This is a genomic window from Mesorhizobium humile, from assembly GCF_033977215.1.
In the GTDB taxonomy this organism is placed as follows: domain Bacteria; phylum Pseudomonadota; class Alphaproteobacteria; order Rhizobiales; family Rhizobiaceae; genus Mesorhizobium; species Mesorhizobium humile.
This window is the reverse complement of the sequence record NZ_JAVIIV010000045.1, coordinates 1-19,909: the sequence shown is the minus strand read 5'-3', so window position 1 is coordinate 19,909 and position 19,909 is coordinate 1. Positions and strand designations below refer to the sequence as shown.

General features: G+C 64.9%; 21 protein-coding genes. 18 read left to right on the top strand and 3 right to left on the bottom strand.

All coding sequences use genetic code 11. From position 1 onward, the window contains the following. Positions 1-184 precede the first annotated feature (184 nt). Entirely contained in the window at positions 185-1,387 is a 1,203-nt protein-coding gene (locus RFM52_RS32220) for a GGDEF domain-containing protein (protein ID WP_320298890.1), read from the top strand. On the opposite strand, the gene RFM52_RS32215 is transcribed toward RFM52_RS32220, so the two are convergent. Then, positions 1,371-1,727 carry a hypothetical protein gene (locus RFM52_RS32215; RefSeq protein ID WP_320298889.1) on the bottom strand — a complete coding sequence of 119 codons (357 nt, stop codon included), beginning with the start codon at positions 1,725-1,727 and terminating at the stop codon, positions 1,371-1,373. The two genes, RFM52_RS32220 and RFM52_RS32215, sit on opposite strands and share 17 nt — an antisense overlap. A 359-nt stretch (positions 1,728-2,086) precedes the next feature. On the opposite strand from RFM52_RS32215, the gene RFM52_RS32210 reads away from it, so the two are divergent. The 7 genes from RFM52_RS32210 to RFM52_RS32180 all read left to right on the top strand — a co-directional run bounded on the left by RFM52_RS32210 (position 2,087) and on the right by RFM52_RS32180 (position 7,629). Continuing rightward, positions 2,087-2,599: a hypothetical protein gene (locus tag RFM52_RS32210; RefSeq protein WP_320298888.1), complete on the top strand. Its 513-nt coding sequence runs from the start codon at positions 2,087-2,089 to the stop codon at positions 2,597-2,599. A gap of 285 nt (positions 2,600-2,884) precedes the next feature. After that, entirely contained in the window at positions 2,885-3,307 is a 423-nt protein-coding gene (sdhC, locus tag RFM52_RS32205) for a succinate dehydrogenase, cytochrome b556 subunit (protein ID WP_320298887.1), read from the top strand. Next, positions 3,307-3,702 (top strand): succinate dehydrogenase, hydrophobic membrane anchor protein, encoded by a 396-nt coding sequence (sdhD, locus tag RFM52_RS32200; RefSeq protein ID WP_320298886.1) that lies wholly within the window; start codon positions 3,307-3,309, stop codon positions 3,700-3,702. The genes sdhC and sdhD overlap by 1 nt, the downstream gene beginning before the upstream one ends. A gap of 5 nt (positions 3,703-3,707) precedes the next feature. Next, entirely contained in the window at positions 3,708-5,540 is a 1,833-nt protein-coding gene (sdhA, locus tag RFM52_RS32195; RefSeq protein WP_320298885.1) for a succinate dehydrogenase flavoprotein subunit, read from the top strand. 2 nt (positions 5,541-5,542) lie between these two features. Next, the gene (locus tag RFM52_RS32190; RefSeq protein WP_320298884.1) at positions 5,543-5,977 is read left to right on the top strand and encodes a DUF3052 domain-containing protein; all 435 of its coding nucleotides are present in this window, start codon (positions 5,543-5,545) and stop codon (positions 5,975-5,977) included. Continuing rightward, positions 5,977-6,756 carry a succinate dehydrogenase iron-sulfur subunit gene (locus RFM52_RS32185; protein ID WP_320298883.1) on the top strand — a complete coding sequence of 260 codons (780 nt, stop codon included), beginning with the start codon at positions 5,977-5,979 and terminating at the stop codon, positions 6,754-6,756. The genes RFM52_RS32190 and RFM52_RS32185 overlap by 1 nt, the downstream gene beginning before the upstream one ends. 240 nt (positions 6,757-6,996) lie before the next feature. Continuing rightward, positions 6,997-7,629, top strand: coding sequence for a YceH family protein (locus RFM52_RS32180; protein WP_320298882.1), 633 nt, complete (start codon positions 6,997-6,999; stop codon positions 7,627-7,629). Between the two features lie 215 nt (positions 7,630-7,844). Here RFM52_RS32180 and RFM52_RS32175 read toward each other — a convergent pair whose 3' ends face one another. Beyond that, on the bottom strand, positions 7,845-8,270 hold the full coding sequence (locus RFM52_RS32175; RefSeq protein ID WP_320298881.1) for an OsmC family protein: 426 nt from the start codon (positions 8,268-8,270) through the stop codon (positions 7,845-7,847). Positions 8,271-8,476: 206 nt separating this feature from the next. Here RFM52_RS32175 and RFM52_RS32170 point away from each other — a divergent pair, with 206 nt between their 5' ends. The 3 genes from RFM52_RS32170 to RFM52_RS32160 all read left to right on the top strand — a co-directional run bounded on the left by RFM52_RS32170 (position 8,477) and on the right by RFM52_RS32160 (position 9,804). Further along, positions 8,477-8,701: a hypothetical protein gene (locus tag RFM52_RS32170; RefSeq protein ID WP_320298880.1), complete on the top strand. Its 225-nt coding sequence runs from the start codon at positions 8,477-8,479 to the stop codon at positions 8,699-8,701. After that, the gene (locus RFM52_RS32165; protein ID WP_320298879.1) at positions 8,698-9,054 is read left to right on the top strand and encodes a YciI family protein; all 357 of its coding nucleotides are present in this window, start codon (positions 8,698-8,700) and stop codon (positions 9,052-9,054) included. The genes RFM52_RS32170 and RFM52_RS32165 overlap by 4 nt, the downstream gene beginning before the upstream one ends. Before the next feature lie 219 nt (positions 9,055-9,273). Then, positions 9,274-9,804 (top strand): hypothetical protein, encoded by a 531-nt coding sequence (locus RFM52_RS32160; protein WP_320298878.1) that lies wholly within the window; start codon positions 9,274-9,276, stop codon positions 9,802-9,804. A gap of 243 nt (positions 9,805-10,047) precedes the next feature. Here RFM52_RS32160 and RFM52_RS32155 read toward each other — a convergent pair whose 3' ends face one another. Then, positions 10,048-11,325 (bottom strand): ubiquinone biosynthesis hydroxylase, encoded by a 1,278-nt coding sequence (locus tag RFM52_RS32155; RefSeq protein ID WP_320298877.1) that lies wholly within the window; start codon positions 11,323-11,325, stop codon positions 10,048-10,050. Positions 11,326-11,428: 103 nt separating this feature from the next. Between RFM52_RS32155 and tesB the strand changes: the two genes are divergently transcribed. The 7 genes from tesB to xth all read left to right on the top strand — a co-directional run bounded on the left by tesB (position 11,429) and on the right by xth (position 19,758). After that, positions 11,429-12,292 (top strand): acyl-CoA thioesterase II, encoded by an 864-nt coding sequence (tesB, locus tag RFM52_RS32150; protein WP_320298876.1) that lies wholly within the window; start codon positions 11,429-11,431, stop codon positions 12,290-12,292. 248 nt (positions 12,293-12,540) lie between these two features. Continuing rightward, positions 12,541-12,879: a P-II family nitrogen regulator gene (locus RFM52_RS32145; protein ID WP_006327120.1), complete on the top strand. Its 339-nt coding sequence runs from the start codon at positions 12,541-12,543 to the stop codon at positions 12,877-12,879. Positions 12,880-12,928: 49 nt separating this feature from the next. Further along, positions 12,929-14,263 carry an ammonium transporter gene (locus RFM52_RS32140; protein WP_320298891.1) on the top strand — a complete coding sequence of 445 codons (1,335 nt, stop codon included), beginning with the start codon at positions 12,929-12,931 and terminating at the stop codon, positions 14,261-14,263. A 266-nt stretch (positions 14,264-14,529) separates the two neighbouring features. Then, positions 14,530-14,805, top strand: coding sequence for a hypothetical protein (locus RFM52_RS32135; RefSeq protein ID WP_320298875.1), 276 nt, complete (start codon positions 14,530-14,532; stop codon positions 14,803-14,805). Between the two features lie 208 nt (positions 14,806-15,013). Further along, the gene (locus tag RFM52_RS32130; RefSeq protein WP_320298874.1) at positions 15,014-17,680 is read left to right on the top strand and encodes a DNA translocase FtsK; all 2,667 of its coding nucleotides are present in this window, start codon (positions 15,014-15,016) and stop codon (positions 17,678-17,680) included. Positions 17,681-17,929: 249 nt separating this feature from the next. Further along, positions 17,930-18,598, top strand: coding sequence for an outer membrane lipoprotein carrier protein LolA (locus RFM52_RS32125; RefSeq protein ID WP_320298873.1), 669 nt, complete (start codon positions 17,930-17,932; stop codon positions 18,596-18,598). A 353-nt stretch (positions 18,599-18,951) separates the two neighbouring features. After that, positions 18,952-19,758: an exodeoxyribonuclease III gene (gene xth, locus RFM52_RS32120; RefSeq protein ID WP_320298872.1), complete on the top strand. Its 807-nt coding sequence runs from the start codon at positions 18,952-18,954 to the stop codon at positions 19,756-19,758. Positions 19,759-19,909: the final 151 nt, after the last annotated feature.

Genomic DNA, 19,909 nt, shown 5'->3' with positions numbered 1-19,909 from the left:
GACCGCTCCAGACTTAAGCCGTCGCCGCTATTTTGCCTCTTGCCCAAGAGGGGCCGTCCATACATGACGAAACAACGGGCGTTTCCGGCTAATCACGGAGGTCTGCGGTCTCTGCCACAGTTAGCGTTAACGTGTTTTTCGCCCGTCGATGCTTTTCTGTCCGGACCATCCGACGAAGGAACATATGGGCAGCGCCGACTTCATACTGATGATCAACCTCGTCGTCGCCGGGCTGCTGGCGGCGGCATTCATGGCGGTTGCCGTCTATGGCACCGGGCGCGTGTCGGCGCGCTGGCTTGCCTTCAGCTACCTGCTCGGCATGGCCTATTTCGCCATCGAATTCAGTATCCCCGCCTTCGCGGACGCGCGGCTGCCGGTCGTTGCCGCCTTTGCCGTGTTCCTCGGCGCAACCGTCGCCTTCAACGGCGGGATCGCCCACAAATATGGTGTGAGGCCGCCCTGGTCGCCGATGCTGTGCTTCCTCGTCGTCGCCTCCGTCGCCGTCTATCTGGTGCAGGACCTGCCGCGCCACTCGCTGACGCGCATGATGGCCTACCAGCTTCCCTACGCCGTCATGCAGTTCACCGCGCTCGGCATCGTGTTGTCCTCGAGGCAAAGGCTCGCGCGGCTCGACCATCTGCTTGCGCTGGTGCTTGGCGCCAGCGCAGTGCAGTTCGCTTCCAAGCCGCTCATCGCCGGCGCACTGGGCGGCTGGGGCGCCAACCCGCAGGCCTATGTGCAGACCAGCTACGCGCTGGTCTCGCAATCGCTCGGCACCGTGTTCGGGTTGGCGCTGGCGCTGCTTGCCTTGGCCGTGCTGGTGCGCGACGCGCTCAACGAGGCGACCTCGAAATCGGAAACCGACACCTTGTCGCGGCTCTACAACCGCGGCGGCTTCGAACGCCATGCCGACCTTGCCATGCGGGATGCCGTCCGGCGCGGCGTGCCGGTGGCGCTGGTGATCGCCGATCTCGATTATTTCAAGAGCATCAACGACAGCTACGGCCATGCCTGCGGCGACCGCGTGATCGAGAGCTTCGCCGGTTTCCTGCGCGAAGCCGCGGCCGAACACCATGTCGCCGGCCGCATCGGCGGCGAGGAGTTCGCCATCATCCTGCCGGGCACCAATCTCGCCGCGGCGCGGCTGTTTGCCGAAGGCGCGCGCAACGCGTTCGGCGCCCTGCCGATCGATGGCCTGCCCGCCGAGCACCGCTGCAGCGCGAGCTTCGGCGTGGCCGAGCTTGCCGCCGATGAGGGTTTCGCCGATCTTTTGCGGCGCGCCGACGCAGCGCTCTACGACGCCAAGAATGCCGGGCGCGACTGCGTTCGCGTGTCAGGCGCGCTGCGGCGGCGCCAGGCGCCGACGATCTTCAACGGCAAGGGCTGAGATTAGGCATCTCGCCGTCGGAAAGCCCATACATATAGGAGCGGCCCTTCACCAGCACCGGCGGCTGGTAGCAGCCGGGCGAGCCGGGCTCGTCCGCATCGTCATAGACGACATCCGGCTGGCCGGCGCTGGTGAATTCGGAAAGCTTTTTCGCAAGCCTGCCCTCGCCGACGATGATGCGCTTGTAGCCGGCGGCGCTGTCGATGACGAGATTGCCGAAGGAATCGGCATAGACGCGGTCGTGATGGCGCAGGCCGGCTTCGGCCGGCGCGGCGATCGCCGTCACCAGCCCCGCCAGCGCAGCGGCGGCAAGGCTTGCCCGCACGGAATTCGAACGCATGTCGCTCTCCCTTGATCGGCGCGATCGCGCCTGGAATATGGTTCGAATCGGAAATTAACCCTTTCTTAACCTTTGTTAAGAGGCGGGCGGCTTTCGGCGCCGGTTCTTAAGGAACATGGTTAATTTTGAGCGGACCGGCTTCCCAGGAAACGGGCCGGTCGGGAGCTGCGCTGACTCCGGGTCAACTTGATCTCGTGGCGCCGCGTGGCTACAGCGGTCCACCACTTCACGGAAACGGCAACCGCCTATCTCTTTGTTTCGACGCGATTCCGGACGGAGGCTACGGCGAAGGCGCCGAGCCCAACCGCTCACACTTTTCCTGGAATTGCTGTAGCGTGCCGCGCACGAAAGGGCAGCTTATGAACTTTGGCCACACGGTTGGGGTATCGATCGCCATCCCGCTGCTTCTCGCGGCCGCGGCCTGCGTGCCGCAGGACGGTGCGCCGAAGGCGGCGAATGCCGCGCCGCCGCCTGCGGCTTCGCCTGCGCCGATCCAGCAGTCCGCCACGCCCGCCGCGGCGGTACCCACAGCGCCCCCGACCTCCGCGGCGGCCCCAGGATCTGCTACGGCCAAGACGCCCGCGCCGCCTGCCGCACCGCCAACCAAGATCGTCACCGACCTTACCGCGCCGCGGTCCGGCATCGGCACGGCCACCTACAGATGCGGCAATGGCGGCATGATCACCATCCAGAATGTGGGCAGCGCATTACGCGTCATGCGGCCCGATGGCTCGACCGAGGAGTTCGCCGCTTCGCCCGCCAACCAGAGCAGCCGCTACCAGGAAGCCGCGACGCATGACGCAATCGTGATCGACGGGCGCGAGGCGCTGGTGATGAAAAGAGGGTCGACGCCGCAGACCTGCAAACGCTGAGCTGCGACGAAGTTCGGTGAGGCCGGCCTGACCCGAATCTCGATGCACTCGGGCATCTCGTGGTCATCTGATTGCTGCACTGCAGCGAACGTTGCGCCGGCTTCGAAACAGCCGCTAATCGATTGAAGCGCGCGACGGCCAGTTTGTCAGACTAAATGATGTTTCCAAAACGATTTTCCGGCTTTGACGCGGTGCAAAAAGAGCATTAGAAACCGGCTGTCCGAAGCCATATGTGAGGGCGGCAAACGCCGCATCGCGGCTCCAGGATGCCGAACTGGGGGAGCCATGAGCAAATCACCAGCCACCCGCGCAATTGCCAGACGTGAACGACCGCTCTCGCCGCATCTGACGATCTACCGGCCGCCGATCACGATGACGATGTCGATCATCCATCGCATCACCGGCGGCGCGCTCTATTTCGGGACGCTGCTGGTGGCGGCGTGGCTGATCGCCGCTTCGAGCTCGCAGGCCGCCTTCGACGAGGTCAACTGGGCCTTCGGTTCCTGGCTCGGCCGGCTGGTTCTGTTCGGTTACACCTGGGCGCTGATGCACCACATGCTGGGCGGGCTGCGCCACCTCGTCTGGGACACCGGCGCGGGATTGGAAAAACACACGGCCTCGAAGATCGCCTGGGCGACGCTCGCCGGCTCGATCGTGCTGACGCTGCTGATCTGGATCGCCGGCTACATGGCGCGGGGAGCTTTCTGATGAGCGCGAACAACAACGATATGCGCACGCCGCTCGGCAAGGTGCGCGGCCTGGGCTCGGCACGCGAAGGCACGCAGCATTTCTGGCGCCAGCGGCTGACGGCGATCGCCAACATCCCGCTGCTGTTGTTCTTCGTCGGCTTCCTGATCGCGGTCAACGGCCATGGCTACACGGAAGTGCGGGCGTCGCTCGCCAATCCCTTCGTGGCGCTGGTGCTGGCGCTGGTGCTGATTTCCGGCCTCTACCACATGCGGCTCGGCATGCAGGTCATCATCGAGGACTATGTGCATGGCGAAGGCACGAAGCTGGCGCTGATCGCCCTCAACACCTTTTTCTGCGTTGCAGTCGGCGTCGCTTCGCTGTTTGCCCTGCTCAAACTCGCATTCGGAGGCTGAAGGCCTTGGCCAAGGATACAAGCAAGACGGCTTCCGCCTACACTTTTGTCGACCACAAATTCGACGTCGTGATCGTCGGCGCCGGCGGCGCCGGCCTGCGCGCCACGCTCGGCATGGCCGAGCAGGGATTGCGCACCGCCTGCATCACCAAGGTGTTCCCGACGCGCTCGCACACGGTCGCGGCGCAAGGCGGGATCGCGGCCTCGCTCGCCAATATGGGCCCGGACAACTGGCAGTGGCACCTCTTCGACACCGTCAAGGGATCGGACTGGCTGGGCGATATCGACGCGCAGGAATACATGGTGCGCGAGGCGCCCGCGGCGGTCTACGAGCTCGAGCATTACGGCGTGCCGTTCTCGCGCACCGAAGAGGGCAAGATCTACCAGCGGCCCTTCGGCGGCATGATGATGAATTTCGGCGAAGGCCCGCCGGTGCAGCGCACATGCGCGGCCGCCGACCGCACCGGTCATGCCATGCTGCACACGCTCTACGGCCAGTCGCTGAAGAACAATGCGCAGTTCTTCATCGAGTATTTCGCGCTCGATCTGATCATGGAACCGGACGGCACCTGCACCGGCGTCGTCGCCTGGAACCTCGACGACGGCACCATCCATCGTTTTTCGGCCAAGATGGTGGTGCTGGCGACCGGCGGCTATGGCCGCGCCTATTTCTCCGCCACCTCGGCGCATACCTGCACCGGCGACGGCGGCGGCATGGCCGCACGCGCTGGCCTGCCGCTGCAGGACATGGAGTTCGTGCAGTTCCATCCGACCGGCATCTACGGCGCCGGCTGCCTGATCACCGAGGGTGCGCGCGGCGAAGGCGGCTATCTCGTCAACTCCGAGGGCGAGCGCTTCATGGAGCGCTACGCGCCGTCGGCAAAGGACCTTGCCTCGCGCGATGTAGTGTCGCGCTGCATGACCATGGAGATACGCGAGGGGCGCGGTGTCGGTCCGAAGAAGGACCATATCTTCCTGCACCTCGACCATCTCGATCCGGCCGTGCTGCATGAGCGGCTGCCGGGCATTTCGGAATCGGCCAAGATCTTCGCCGGCGTCGACCTCACCAAGGAGCCGATCCCGGTGCTGCCGACGGTGCACTACAATATGGGCGGCGTGCCGACCAATTACTGGGGCGAGGTGCTCAACCCAACGGCCGAAAATCCCGATCGCGTGTCACCCGGCCTGATGGCGGTCGGCGAGGCCGCCTGCGCCTCGGTGCATGGCGCCAACCGGCTGGGCTCCAACTCGCTGATCGACCTCGTCGTGTTCGGCCGCGCGGCGGCGATCCGCGCCGGCCAGGTTATCGACCGCAAGTCGGCGATCCCCGCGCCCAACGAAGCTTCGGTCGAGAAGATCATGGACCGTTTCGACCGGCTGCGGCACGCCAACGGCCCGACGCCGACGGCCGTGCTGCGGGAGAAGATGCAGAAGGCGATGCAGGAAGACGCCGCGGTGTTCCGCACGCAGGAATCGCTGGAGAACGGCTGCAAGCGCGTTTCGCAGATCTGGGGCGAGCTGAAGGACATCAAGGTCACCGACCGCTCGATGATCTGGAATTCCGACCTGGTCGAGACGCTGGAGCTGGAAAACCTGATGGCCAACGCCATCACCACGGTCTACGGCGCCGAGGCCCGCAAGGAGAGCCGCGGGGCGCATGCGCGCGAGGATTTCTCCGCCCGCGACGACGCCAATTGGCGCAAGCATACGCTGGCCCATCTGAGCGAAGACGGCAAGGTGACGCTCACCTACCGGCCGGTGCACACAGAACTGCTGTTGGCGGAAAAGGACGGCGGCATCAACCCGGCCAAAATCGCGCCGAAGGCCAGGGTGTACTGATCATGGCGCTCGCGGCCACCGGATATTCCGGCACGCCCCTTCCGGCCAAGCTCGGCCTGAAGGACGGCATGGTGGCCGCCTTCATCGCGCTGCCGCCGGAGCTCGATGGACTGGCTGAAGCCGTCTCCTTTGCCGGAGTAGATCGGCTGTCCAAATGGGCGGCGCTCTCGGGTCGCCAGAAATACGATGCCGTGCACGCCTTCACCCGGCAGCGCGCCGAGATCGAGGACGGCCTTGCCGGCATCGAGACGGCGATCAAGCGCGACGGCATGGTCTGGGTCTCCTGGCCGAAGAAGGCCTCGAAAGTGCCGACCGACGTCACCGAGGACGTGATCCGGTCAGAGGCGCTGAAGCGCGACCTGGTCGACGTCAAGGTCGCCGCCGTGAACGAAATCTGGTCCGGGCTGAAGCTCGTCATCCGAAAGGACCGCAGGTAATGGTCGAACTGACACTTCCCAGGAATTCGAAGGTCGAGCAGGGCAAGACCTGGCCGAAGCCGGAGGGCGCGACGAACCTGCGCGAATACCGCATCTACCGCTGGTCGCCGGACGATGACGAAAACCCGCGCATGGACACCTATTTCGTCGACATGGACGATTGCGGGCCGATGGTTCTCGACGCGCTCTTATGGATCAAGAACAAGATCGATCCGACGCTGACGCTGCGCCGCTCCTGTCGCGAAGGCATCTGCGGCTCCTGCGCCATGAATATCGACGGCTCGAACACGCTGGCCTGCACCAAGGGCGTGGAGGACATTTCCGGCGCGGTGAAGGTCTATCCGCTGCCGCATATGCCGGTGATCAAGGATCTCGTACCGGACCTCACCAATTTCTACGCCCAGCATGCCTCGATCGAACCCTGGCTGAAGACGGTCTCGCCGACGCCGGCCAAGGAATGGCTGCAGAGCCATGAGGACCGCGAGAAGCTCGACGGGCTCTACGAGTGCATCCTGTGCGCCTGCTGCTCGACATCCTGCCCGAGCTACTGGTGGAACGGCGATCGTTATCTCGGCCCGGCCACCCTGCTGCAGGCCTATCGCTGGCTGATCGACAGCCGCGACGAGGCGACCGGCGAGCGGCTCGACAACCTCGAAGATCCGTTCCGGCTCTATCGCTGCCACACCATCATGAACTGCGCGCAGACTTGTCCCAAGGGCCTCAATCCCGCCAAGGCGATCGCCGAGATCAAGAAGATGATGGTGGAGAGAAGGGTCTGAGGCGAAGGCTGTTCGCTCGCGATAACCTTGAACGCAGCTATCCTTCGCGCCCCCTCTGGCCTGCCGGCCATCTCCCCCGCTTGGGGGGAGATTGGCTGTCATCGCGGCTTTCGCCAATCTGCAGGCTTGAAGGATGAGGTGCCGTCGGCGAAGCTGCTGATCTCCCCCCAAGAGGGGGAGATGTCCGGCAGGACAGAGGGGGGCGCTGTCCCGCCGACTTCAAAAGGATAGGCAACTCTCATGACCGATCTCCCCATCCTCTCTCCTGTCGAAGCGCGCGTGCTGGGCTCGCTGATCGAGAAGAAGGAGCTGACGCCGGACGTCTATCCGCTGACGCTGAACGGCGCGCATCAGGCCGCCAACCAGAAGACCGCGCGCGAGCCGGTGATGGCGCTGGAATTGACCGAGATCAGGCGGGCGCTGAGCACGCTCGAGCAGAAGGGCCTGGTGCGCCAGGCCTTCGCCTCGCGGGTCGAGCGCTACGAGCACCAGATGGCACAGCGTTTTTCGCTGACCACGCCGCAGATCGCGGTGATCGGCCTCTTGCTGCTGCGCGGCGCGCAGACCGCGCATGAATTGCTTGCCCGCTCGGAGCGCATGGCGCGCTTTGCCTCCATCGAGGAGCTTCGCGACAATCTCGACCTGATGATCGGCCGCCGCCCGCCGCTGATCCAGCTGCTCGAACGCGCGCCGGGTCAGCGCGAGGAGCGCTACGTGCATTTGCTGAGCGGGCCGGTCGAGGCGGCGGCGGTGGCAGTCGCACCGTGGCAGTCGGCGGCGACGTCTTCGGATAGCGATCTTGAGGCGAGGGTCAGGGTGCTGGAGGACGAGGTCGCGGCGCTGAAGGCGAGGATCGAGGCGCTGGGGCTGTAAGCCCCCGGAGACGCTGGCGCGAGGCCCCCCTCTCTGTCCTGCCGGACATCTCCCCTCAAGGGGGGAGATTGGCAGCTTCGGCGCCGGCATTCCGCTTACGGCGTTGGAGATTGGCGAAAGCTGGCGTGACATCCAATCTCCCCCCTTGAGGGGGAGATGCCCGGCAGGGCAGAGAGGGGGGCGAAGGAACTCTGCCCCTCAAAATGAAACGCAAGTCACCCCAACCTGGCGTCCAACGATACCTTGATGGCGCCGAGCGCTTTCGAGACCGGGCATTCGGCCTTGGCCTTCTCGGCCAGTTCCTTGAATTTCGCCGCGTCGATGCCGGGCACCTTGCCGACCAAAGTGATGGCGCTGCCGGTGATGCCGGTGCCGGGCACCAGCGTCACCACGGCCTTGGCGTCGAGCTCGGCGGCCGGCGTGCCGTTCTCGGCCAGGAAGTGCGACAGCTGCATGGCGTAGCAGCCGGCATGGGCTGCGGCGATCAGCTCTTCCGGGTTGGTGCCGGATTTGCCGCTCTCGCCCTCGAAACGCGCCTTGAACGAATAGGGCGTGCCCTTCAAGGTGCCGCTCTGGGTGTCGAGCGTGCCTTTGCCCTCTTTCAGATTGCCTTTCCAGACGGCGTTTGCGGTGCGGTCCATGGAATTTCCTCCTGGTCTGTCGGGGTTCTCGCCGGCGGGCGCCGACGTTCCCGGGAACTATAGCGCGGGCGCGGCGGAAGACCATCCACGGCCTGGTATGATTGTGTTTCAGAAAACTCGCGAGAAAAATGCGCGTGCAAAAATGTCGACTTCCCGTCGGCCCGACCGTCCTGCGGGCGGCCACTTGCGGCCGATGGAGATTAAGGATGGACAATCTGTTTCTTGCGATCTGGGGAAGGCCGGGGCGAAAAGCCATGCGACTTGAAGAGTTCTGGCTGGATCCGCCGGCACTCGGCTTCGGCCGGCTGGCGGCGGCCATCGCCATCATCGGCGTCGCGGCATGCCTGCTCGATCATGCGGCGACGGCCGGCAAAACCGACACCGTCGCCTTCGCCCCCTATGACGCGTCAATGAAAGGAAGCTCGAAATGAAATATGTCTTGCTGGTCTATGGCGAGGAGAAGAACCTTTATGCGCTGACGCCTGAGCGCGCGGCCAAGCTCGATGCCGACTCGCTCGGCTATGACAGGGAGCTCGACCGGCAAGGCAAGCTGGTCATCGCGCAGGCGCTGCAGTCGGTGAAGACATCGAAATCGCTCCGGCGGCGCAAGGGCAAGGCGCTGGTGACCGACGGGCCGTTCGCCGAGACCAAGGAGCAACTGCTCGGCTTCGTCATGGTCGAGGCGACGGACCTTGCCGAAGCGCTGAAGATCGCCGAGGGCATCCCGCTGGCCGAGCTCGGGACGGTCGAGGTGCGGGCTATCTATGACATACCGGGTTCGTGATGCCGGCCTAAAGCGCGTCGCGTGAAAACGGATTCACACAACGCGCTTTAGGTGTTTGTTTGATGCATGTCGTCATCGCAAAACCGAGGTCACTTTTGCGCGACATGCCTTAGGCGGTTGCGGCGGGATGTTCAGCTTTTCTTCATCAGTCGCAACCGTTGCGTGTTGAAGCGGGGCCGCGCTTCTCTTATCGTCGCCGCGATTTCGGGGGAATTCGGCATGCCTTTCCTGATCGCCATTCTCGGCCTGCTCGGAGCGGCCGCCATCTGGTGGTACCGGCTGAAATATATGAGCGACGCCGCGCGCGAGGTCGCCGATGTCGTCGGTCGCGTCCAGGGCAACATCCGCCGCAAGAAATTGCGCAACCAGGCCGCGCTCTCGCCGCTGACCGCGATCGACGATCCGGTGGTGGCGGCGGCGACGCTGATCACCGCGATCGTCGCGGAGCACGGTCCGATCCTGCCGCAGCGCGAGGCCGTCATCCGCGAGGTGATCGCGCAGATCGCGGAAGGCCCAAAGAAGACCGATGAGGCTGTCGTTTACGCCAAATGGGCGGCCGCGCAGGTCGACGACACGACGATCGTTATCGACAAGCTGGCGCCGTTCCTGCGCGAACGCCTCGATCCGCATGAGCGCGACGACCTGCTCAGGATGCTGAACCGGGTTGCGCAAGGCGGCGGGCAGAGCTTGAAGATCGCCGACCAGCGGATGCTGAGGTTGCGGCAGAAGCTGGGGTTCGAGGTTAATTAAGGGCGCTCGTTAGCGGATCATATGCCTTGGTGGTTGACCGAAACGGCCTATCGCCTCGTCATTCTCGGGCTTGACCCGAGAATCCATGCCGTGACTTCGAACGTGGGGTGCGGCGGAGCAGAAATTCTGCATCGTCGCAGCGCTTATAGGTAACGGAATGGATTCTATGGTCTGCGCCGCGTCGCTTCGCTCCTTGCTCCGCCATAGAATGACGACTGGACAGGCGCTGCGGCCAATCGGGCGCTAGATCGCCTCGCCCTTCAGCAGCCTTGGCGTGTCGCCGGACAGGCCCGAGGCCTGGCGGATGAAGAAATCCTTGAGCCTTGGCATGCGCTCGACCAGGCCGAGGCCGAGGTCGCGCGCGGCGCGCAGCGGGCCGATGTCGTTGGAGAACAGCCGGTTCAAGACGTCGGTGGTGACGCCCATCTGCAGCGTGTCGAAGCGGCGCCATTGCTGGTAGCGTTCGAGCACGTCGAGCGCGCCGATGTCCTGGCCGAGCCGGTCGGCCTCGACCACGACTTCGGCGAGCGCGGCGACATCCTTGAAACCAAGATTGAGGCCCTGGCCGGCGATCGGGTGGATGCCGTGCGCGGCGTCGCCGGCGAGCGCGAAGCGCGGCGCGACGAAGGCGCGGGCCAGCGTCAGGCCGAGCGGCCAGGCGCGCGGCTTGTCGGCGACGCTTATTTCGCCGAGCTTCAGGCCGAAGCGCTGCTCCAGATCGTGCTCGAAAACGAACTCGTCGCCCGCGACCAGCGCCTTGGCATCTTCCGTGCGCTCCACCCAGACGATCGACGAGCGGTTGGTTCCATCCTTGTCCGGCTTCAGCGGCAGCGTCGCGAAAGGACCCGCGGGGAGGAAATGCTCTTCGGCGCGGCCATTGTGCGGACGCTCATGCGCCACCGTGCAGACGATGCCGGACTGGCCGTATTCCCATTTGACCGTCTTGATGCCGGCCATGTCGCGCAGTTTCGAGTTGACACCGTCGGCGGCGATCAGCAGCCGCGCCTTCAGCGTCGCGCCGTCCGCCAGGTGCACGGTGATGCCGGCGCCGTTCACATCGAAGGCGCTGACCGCCATGCCTTCGATGAGATCGATGCCGAGCTTTTCGGCGCGGCGGCGCAGCGCGCCGTTCAAGTCTCGGTTGGCGACCATGTGGGCGAAAGGCTCGCCGGGCGCCACCTCGCCGTCGAAGGTCAGGAACACCGGACGCACCGGATCGGCGGCGCGCGAGTCGGTGATGATCATCTCGGTGATCGCCTGCGCTTCCGGCGCGATCTCCTCCCAGACGCCGAGCTGCTCCAGCATCCGGCTGGCGGCGGCCGCGATGGCCGAGGCGCGGCCGTCACGCCGCCAGACGCCGGCTGGCGCCGCGTCGACGACGGCGACGGCGAGGCCCGGCCGTGCCTGCTTCAGCGACACGGCCGCGGTGAGGCCGACATAGCCGGCGCCGGCGATGAGCACGTCGAGCGGCGCCTCGCGCTTTCCATCGGCGCCTGTTGCGTCCGGCTTGCGGTCGACCATGGCATCATCCTTTCACGGCTTCGGCCGGCCGCCGCTTGCGGCCTTGACTGCCCGCACGTCCTGTCCGAAACCGGCCATGGCACATCCTCGAAGGATTTCAAACATGACAGCGGCCATGGACGAGCTTCTCGACATTCTCGACCTCGAGCAACTCGAACACAATCTGTATCGTGGTCGCAGCCCCAAGGTCGACTGGCAGCGCGTCTTCGGCGGCCAGACCATCGCCCAGGCGCTGGTCGCCGCGCAGCGCACCGTGGAGCCCGAGCGCCACGTGCATTCGCTGCACGGCTATTTCATGCGGCCCGGCGACACCAAGCTGCCGATCGTCTACGAGGTCGACCGCATCCGCGACGGCGGCTCCTTCACCACGCGCCGGGTCGTGGCGATCCAGCATGGCCAGGCGATCTTCTCGCTGGAGGCCTCGTTCCAGCAGGACGAGGTCGGGCTGGAGCACCAGATGCCGATGCCGCGCGACGTGCCGGAGCCGGACACGCTGCTCACCCAGCCCGAACTGCTCGGCAAATTCGGCGAGGCGGTGCCGGAAGGCATCAGGCGCTACTGGGAGCGCGACCGGCCGATCGAGATGAAGCCGGTGATGCTGAAGCACTACACGAGCCGCGAAAAGCTCGATCCGCAGCAGAACATCTGGATCCGCACCACTGGCCCGGTGCCGGAAAACCGCGCGACGCAGGCGGCCGTGCTCGCCTACCTCTCCGACATGACGCTGCTCGACACCTCGACCTTCGCGCATGGCCGCGCCATCTTCGACCGCGACATCCAGGCCGCCAGCCTCGACCACGCCATGTGGTTCCACCGCAGCCATTCGCTGGACGACTGGATCCTCTACAATCAGGACAGTCCGTCGACGCAAGGGTCGCGCGGCTTCACCCGCGGCTCGCTGTTCGCGCGCGATGGAACGCTTATCGCTTCGGTCGCCCAGGAAGGCCTGATCCGACTCAAACGCTGAGCCGGTTTCTGTTCAAGCCTACTAAATAGGCATTTTCCAGATTTTGCCTATTTTTTGATCTGGCAGCCCGATGCGCGCGCGCACAAATACTGTGCGCGGGTCACCGGTTCCCTTTGTTTACAACAGGTTAACACCCTGCTTCGGCAATTGGCACGGAGCTTGAATCCTGTCGGGCACTCTCCGGCTCTCCTCGGGATCGGTGAAGGTGTGCAAACGCGGGGGACCGCAACAGCAAAGGGTGAAACCTTATGAAAATCGTGATGGCAATCATCAAGCCGTTCAAGCTCGACGAGGTGCGCGAAGCGCTCACCGCCGTCGGCATCCAGGGCCTGACCGTCACCGAAGTCAAAGGCTACGGGCGTCAGAAGGGACATACGGAAATCTATCGCGGCGCGGAATACGCGGTCAGCTTCCTGCCGAAAATCAAGATCGAGGTCGCGGTCGGCGCCGACATGGTCGACAAGGCCGTCGAAGCCATCACCGCGGCTGCCAAGACCGGCCAGATCGGCGACGGCAAGATCTTCGTCTTCGGCATAGACCAGGCGGTGCGTATCCGTACCGGCGAAACAGACACCGACGCGCTCTAAGCGGCGAACACCCATTCCAACGGAGAGTTCAATGAATATTCCTTCCACCTTGAAGACGACGGGACGCGGGGCCGCTTCGCTCGCGCTCGTGGCGCTGAGCACCGTCGCCGCCTTCGCGCAGGCCGCCGCCCCGGCAGCCACCGCCGCGGCGCCCGCCGCGCCGGCACCCGCGCTCGACACCGGCAATACCGCCTGGATGCTCACCTCGACGGCGCTGGTGCTGATGATGACCATCCCCGGCCTGGCGCTGTTCTACGGCGGCATGGTGCGCAAGAAGAACGTGCTTGCCACCATCATGCAGAGCTTCGCCGTCACCTGCCTGGTGACGGTGCTGTGGTTCATGTTCGGCTATTCGCTGGCCTTCACCACCAATGACTCCGCCACCATGAACGCCTATATCGGCGGCTTCTCGCGGTTCTTCCACCACGGCATCACCGTCTCGACGCTGTGGCTGCCGGGGGTCTCGAACATTCCAGAATTCGTCTTCTCGATGTTCCAGATGACCTTTGCCATCATCACGCCTGCGCTGATCGCCGGCGCTTTCGCCGAGCGCATGAAATTCTCGGCGCTGCTGCTCTTCATGGGCCTGTGGCTGGTCTTCGTCTACGCCCCGATCGCGCACTGGGTGTGGGGCGGCGGCTTCCTCGGCACAGCTGGCGTGCTCGACTTCGCCGGCGGCACGGTCGTCCACATCAACGCCGGCGTCGCGGGCCTGGTCTGCGCGCTGGTGCTCGGCAAGCGCGAGGGCTACGGCACCACCAACATGGCGCCGCACAACCTCGTCTATTCGGTGATCGGCGCCTCGCTGCTCTGGGTCGGCTGGTTCGGCTTCAACGCCGGTTCGGAACTGGCGGCCGACGGCCTCGCCGGTGCCGCGATGATGAACACCCAGGTCGCCACCGCCGCCGCGGCGCTGGCCTGGATGTTCGCCGAATGGATCGTCGCCAAGAAGCCTTCGGTGCTTGGCATCATCTCGGGCGCCGTCGCCGGCCTCGTCGCGGTGACGCCTGCTTCCGGCTTCGTCAACCCGACCGGCGCCTTCATCGTCGGCATCCTTGCCGGCGTCATCTGCTACCTGTCGGCGGTCAAGCTCAAGCATGCGCTCGGCTATGACGACTCGCTCGACGCCTTCGGCGTGCATGGCATCGGCGGTATCGTCGGCGCGCTGCTCACCGGCGCGCTGGCCGATCCGGCCATCAACGCGCTCGGCAAGGACGCTTCGGTCGGCAAGCAACTCTACGGCATCGCCTTCACCATCCTGTGGACGGCGATCGCCACCTTCGTGATCCTCTACATCGTCAAGGCCCTGGTCGGCCTGCGTCCGTCGACCCAGGAAGAGGTCGAAGGCCTCGACGTCACCCAGCACGGCGAAGTGGTGCCGTAAGGCTACCCTTTGCCAAGGGCCGGCGGATCCTCCTCCCGCCGGCCCGAATTCCTCCCAAGATCCCGTCGTGACGCTCTCGAAAGGGGCTCACGCCTTGAGGCCCGGAACACCCTTCCGGGCCTCCTTTTTTGTTCGGCGCCGGTCAGGAGAAGTTTCGATCACATTCACTTGATCGAGCCTGAGTGAAACATCGGCCCTCCAGATTCCGTAATGGGATTGTGGGCGTCATCAAGGCGCTCGCCAAACAAGAGGGAAGGAACCATCTGATGAACCTCAAGAACATCTTCCTGGGAGCAATGGCTCTTTCGATGATCAGCGGCGTTGCACTTGCCGGTGCTCTCGATGAGCCGGACAATATGGCTCCGTTCTTCACCGATTCCAGCATGAAGACCATGAAGCCCGAGGCCGAGTTCAAGGCCGCCTGGGCTTCGACGGCGAAGGACAAGCAGGACACGATGATGAAGGAGTGCCAGGACGCGGCAATGAGCAAGCCTCACGCCGAATTCTGCGCCAACCTGATGGCATATGCCGGCCACAAGTGATTTGCGGAAGGCCGGGTCTGGAAGGCCCGATCGTTTCGTCATTTGATGCACAGAGGTGGCGGGCCGCGCGGCCTGCCACCTTTGTGCGAGCCGAAGCCCGGTAAAGGGCCATGGTTAATGCGGCCTTAACCTTCCCCCCGATAGTCTGGCGTTCGAATCTGCCGAGGTGCGCCATGCGCCCGGCCAGGCAACGAACACGGGGAAGAGCATGCGTTCAGGCGCCTCAGCACCGCTCGCGCTGACCGATACGGGGCACGGCATCCAGGCATTCGCGCGGCGTCAGGTCGGGCGGCTGGTCGGCGCCGGGCTGTTCCTGTTCACCGCCTTCGGCATAGCGGCTCTGGCCACATGGAACGTCGCCGACCCGAGCTTCTCGCACGCCACCAGCAACGTCGTCACCAACGCCATGGGCTACGCCGGCGCAGTGTTCTCCGACCTCGCCATGCAGTTCTTCGGCCTCGCCGCCGTCGCCGGGCTGGTGCCGGCGGTGATCTGGGGCTTCCTTCTGTTCTCGGCGCGCGGCGTCGACAAATTGCCGAAGCGCGGCTTCGCCTGGTTCGGCTTCGCGCTCACGGCCGCGGCCATCGCCGGCTGCGTGACGCCGCCCAACACCTGGCCGCTGCCGACCGGGCTCGGCGGCGTGTTCGGCGACATGGTGCTGAAAATCCCGGGCATCGCGGTCGGCGGTTATCCGAAAGGGCTTTTCGCCAGCATCATAGCGGTCATCCTCGCCGCGCCGATGTTGTGGCTGTTTGCCTATGGCTCGGCGCTGATCGCGCGCAAGAACGGCTTTGCCGTCATGGAGCGCGCCGCCCAGCCCGATCGGCGCGAGCAGGACGAGATGTTGTTCGACGAGGATGAGGACGAGGGCGACGAGGGCATCCTCGCGCTTGGCGCCGTCACCCATTGGTGGCTGTCGTTCCGGGCCTTCCTGCACCGCCGCGCCGAGCGCCGCAGGCGGGAGCGCGACGAGTTCGAACCGCCGATGGAGCCCAAGGCCAGCGCCTGGCGGCGCGCCGCCGAGCGGGTCGAATCGGCCGAGTTCGCCGAGGCCCGGATGAGCCCCGGCGGCCGCGCTCGCGTCGAGCCGGAATTCTTCGCCGCCATGGTCAATGACCGCAGCGCTTCGGTCGACCCGGCCGATCAGGACATATTCGACGAGGACGAGGACGTCGACCTCGACAACTTCGATGACGAGGCGCCTGCCCAGCGCCGCGCGCCGGGCGCCAAGGTGCAGAATTTCCGCTCCGATGCCGCGACCCGGGTCGCGGCGCCGGCGGCGCGACCCGTGCCGGGCGCCCGCGTCCAGCGCGAGGCGCAGACATCGCTGATCGGTTCCGACACGTTCGAGATGCCATCGCTGCATTTCCTATCCGAGCCGAGGAACGTCGCCAAGGATCCAAGCCTGTCGAAGGACGCGCTGGAGCAGAACGCGCGCCTGCTCGAAGGCGTGCTGGAGGATTTCGGCGTCAAGGGCGAGATCATCCATGTCCGCCCCGGCCCCGTCGTCACCCTCTACGAGCTCGAGCCGGCGCCCGGCATCAAGTCCTCGCGCGTCATCGGCCTTTCCGACGATATCGCCCGCTCGATGAGCGCGATCGCCTGCCGCGTCGCCGTCGTGCCCGGCCGCAACGCCATCGGCATAGAACTGCCCAACGCCAAGCGCGAGACGGTCTATCTCAGAGAGATCATGGCCAGCCGCGATTTCGAGACGACCAAGGCCAAGCTGGCGCTGGCGCTCGGCAAGACCATCAACGGCGAGGCCGTCATCGTCGACATCGCCAAGATGCCGCACGTGCTCGTCGCCGGCACCACCGGCTCGGGCAAGTCGGTCGCCATCAACACCATGATCCTGTCGTTGCTCTACCGGCTGACGCCGCAGGAATGCCGGCTGATCATGATCGACCCGAAGATGCTGGAACTTTCCGTCTATGACGGCATCCCGCATCTCCTGACGCCGGTCGTCACCGATCCGAAGAAGGCGGTCGTCGCGCTGAAATGGACCGTGCGCGAGATGGAGGACCGCTACCGCAAGATGTCCAAGGTCGGCGTGCGCAACATCGACGGCTTCAACGCGCGCGTCAGCCAAGCGGAGAAAAAGGGCGAGAAGATCTCGCGCACGGTGCAGACCGGCTTCGACCGCCAGACCGGCGAGGCGATCTACGAGACCGAGGACCTCGATCTCGAGCCGATGCCCTATATCGTGGTCATCATCGACGAGATGGCCGACCTGATGATGGTGGCCGGCAAGGACATCGAGGGCGCGGTGCAGCGCCTGGCGCAGATGGCCCGCGCGGCCGGCATCCATGTTATCATGGCCACGCAGCGCCCGTCCGTCGACGTCATCACCGGCACGATCAAGGCCAATTTCCCGACCCGCATCTCGTTCCAGGTGACATCGAAGATCGACAGCCGCACCATCCTTGGCGAGCAGGGCGCCGAGCAGCTGCTCGGCATGGGCGACATGCTCTACATGGCCGGCGGCGGCCGCATCCAGCGCGTGCACGGCCCGTTCGTCTCGGACGACGAGGTCGAGAAGGTCGTCGGCCATCTGAAGCTGCAGGGCGTGCCGGAATATCTCGACGCCATCACCGAGGACGACGAGGAAGAGGACGACGACGGCCCGTCGGGCAAGGGCTCGGGCGGCGGTGGCGGCGGCAACTTCGAGGATTCCGACGATCCCTACGACCAGGCGGTGGCGGTGGTGCTGCGCGACGGCAAGGCCTCGACCAGCTACATCCAGCGCAGGCTCGGCATCGGCTACAACCGCGCCGCCTCGATCATCGAGAAGATGGAGAAGGAAGGTATTGTCGGCCCGGCCAACCATGCCGGCAAGCGCGAGATTTTGGTGCCAACCGAAGAGGACAAATTCTAGGGTTTATCGATATTCAGGTGAGGCCGACCTGACCTGAATCTCGACAAACCCTTGGCCCGGGGAGACGCCAGCCCGGGCCAGCAGGCAACTGGAAATCATCTTGCGCGTTCAAGCGACGGGCTGTCGCCCGCGCCTTTGCGATGGGCTATCGCCCGAACTTGTCCGACGGAGCTGTCGCGCGCCCGCCAAACTTAAGCCCTACTGGGAGCCCAGATACTGCCACCATACGAATCACAGGAAGTGACCGGCATGAAGACCTCGACAGAATTCGCCCTCACCCGTCGCCAGGTGCTTGGTTTCGGCTTGATGCTTGGCGGAGCCGCCGCTCTCAACCTCGTGCCGGGCTACCAGCTCGTGGCCGCGGCGCAGGCCGCCGTGCCGCCGGCGGCGCAGAAGATCGCCGACCATTTCTCCTCGGTGAAGTCGATGAGCGGCGAGTTCGTCCAGTTCGGCCCGAAAGGCGAGCAGACCGGCGGCAAGTTCTTCCTCGAACGCCCCGGCAAGATCCGCTTCAACTATGACGGCTCCTCGAACTTCCGCGTCATCTCCGACGGCAAGTCGGTGGTGATCCTCAACAAGAAGCTCAACACCTCCGACCTCTACCCGCTATCGAAGACGCCGCTGAAGCTGCTCCTCGACGACCGGATCGACCTCTCCGGCGGGCGCGTCAAGGCCGTCAAGCAAGAGGACGACCTCACCACCATCAAGCTTTCCGACAAGTCGGTGTTCGGTAATGCGACGATCACCATGATGTTCGATCCGAAGACCTACGAACTGCGCCAGTGGACGATCACGGACGCCCAAGGGAAAGACACGACCGTGATGATCTTCAACGTCAAGGAGGGCGGCAACTTCCCCGCCGACACTTTCGCGATCGACTATACGGCGAACCGCGAGCTCAACACCAGAACGCGGTAGATTGCCAACTTGGCCGGCCGATCAGTAGCTTTCGTCATCCTAGGGTGAAGCGACGCGAAGCGGAGCGGAGACCCTAGGATCCATGCCGTTCCGCTTGAAGAAGAACGATACGGCGCAGAAGAACATCATCCTGTGCCAGCTTCAGTTTCCGAGGCCTGCAGCGTTGCAGCGCTCGTACGTCACGGCATGGATTCCAGGGTCTGCGCGCGTCGCTTCGCTCCTTGCTCCGCCCTGGAATGACGAAGTTGAGAAGGCTTTGGCCAATCTCGAAGGCTTGCGACATGCTTCGGCTTGTCTTCGTCCGCGCTCACTGGCACTAGTGCGGCGAGCTCAGCCGTCCCGGACCTCGCCGCATGCCCTTCACCATCGCCACCTGGAACATCAACTCCGTGCGCCTGCGCATGCCGATCGTCGAGCGGCTCCTGAAGGAGCACGCGCCCGATGTGCTGTGCCTGCAGGAGACCAAGGTTCCCGACGAGCTGTTCCCGGAAAAAGCCTTCCGCAAGGCGGGCTACGAGCACATCCTGTTCCACGGCCAGAAGGGTTATCACGGCGTCGCCACCGTCGCCCGCCGGCCGATCGAGCTGGTGGAGAAGCGGCGGTTCTGCGAGATCGACGACAGCCGGCATCTGTCTGTCAGGGTCCAGGCGGGCGGCAAGTCGGTGCTGGTGCACAATTTCTACGTGCCGGCCGGCGGCGACGAGCCGGATCCGGAGATCAACCGCAAATTCCGGCACAAGCTCGATTTCGTCCATGAGATGAACGGCATGCCGGCGAGCCAGGACGAGCTATCTGCGTCGATCCTGGTCGGCGACCTGAACATCGCGCCGCAGGAGCATGACGTCTGGTCGCACAAGCAGTTGCTCAACGTCGTCAGCCATACGCCGGTCGAGACGACAAATTTCGAGGCGATGCGCGAGGCCGGCGGCTGGGTCGACCTGATGCGGCTCAACGTGCCTGCAGAACAGAAACTCTACACCTGGTGGAGCTATCGCGCGAAGGACTGGGAGGCATCCAACCGCGGCCGCCGCCTCGACCATGTCTGGTCGTCCGCCAACCTGGTGCCGAATTTCGCCGGCTACGAGATCCTGCAGGCGGCGCGCGGCTGGGAGAAGCCGTCCGACCATGTGCCGGTTATTGCGCGGTTCGATTTGGATTAGGCGAGTGGTGGCGGATGGGCGTCTGCCTTTGCGGTCGTCATTCTAGGGTCTGCGCGCGTCGCTTCGCTCCTTGCTCCGCGCTAGAATGATGGGTGGACGGCCCCTTGCGGCATCGAATGTGCCAAACTGGGCTGTGATTAACTCCAGCGGA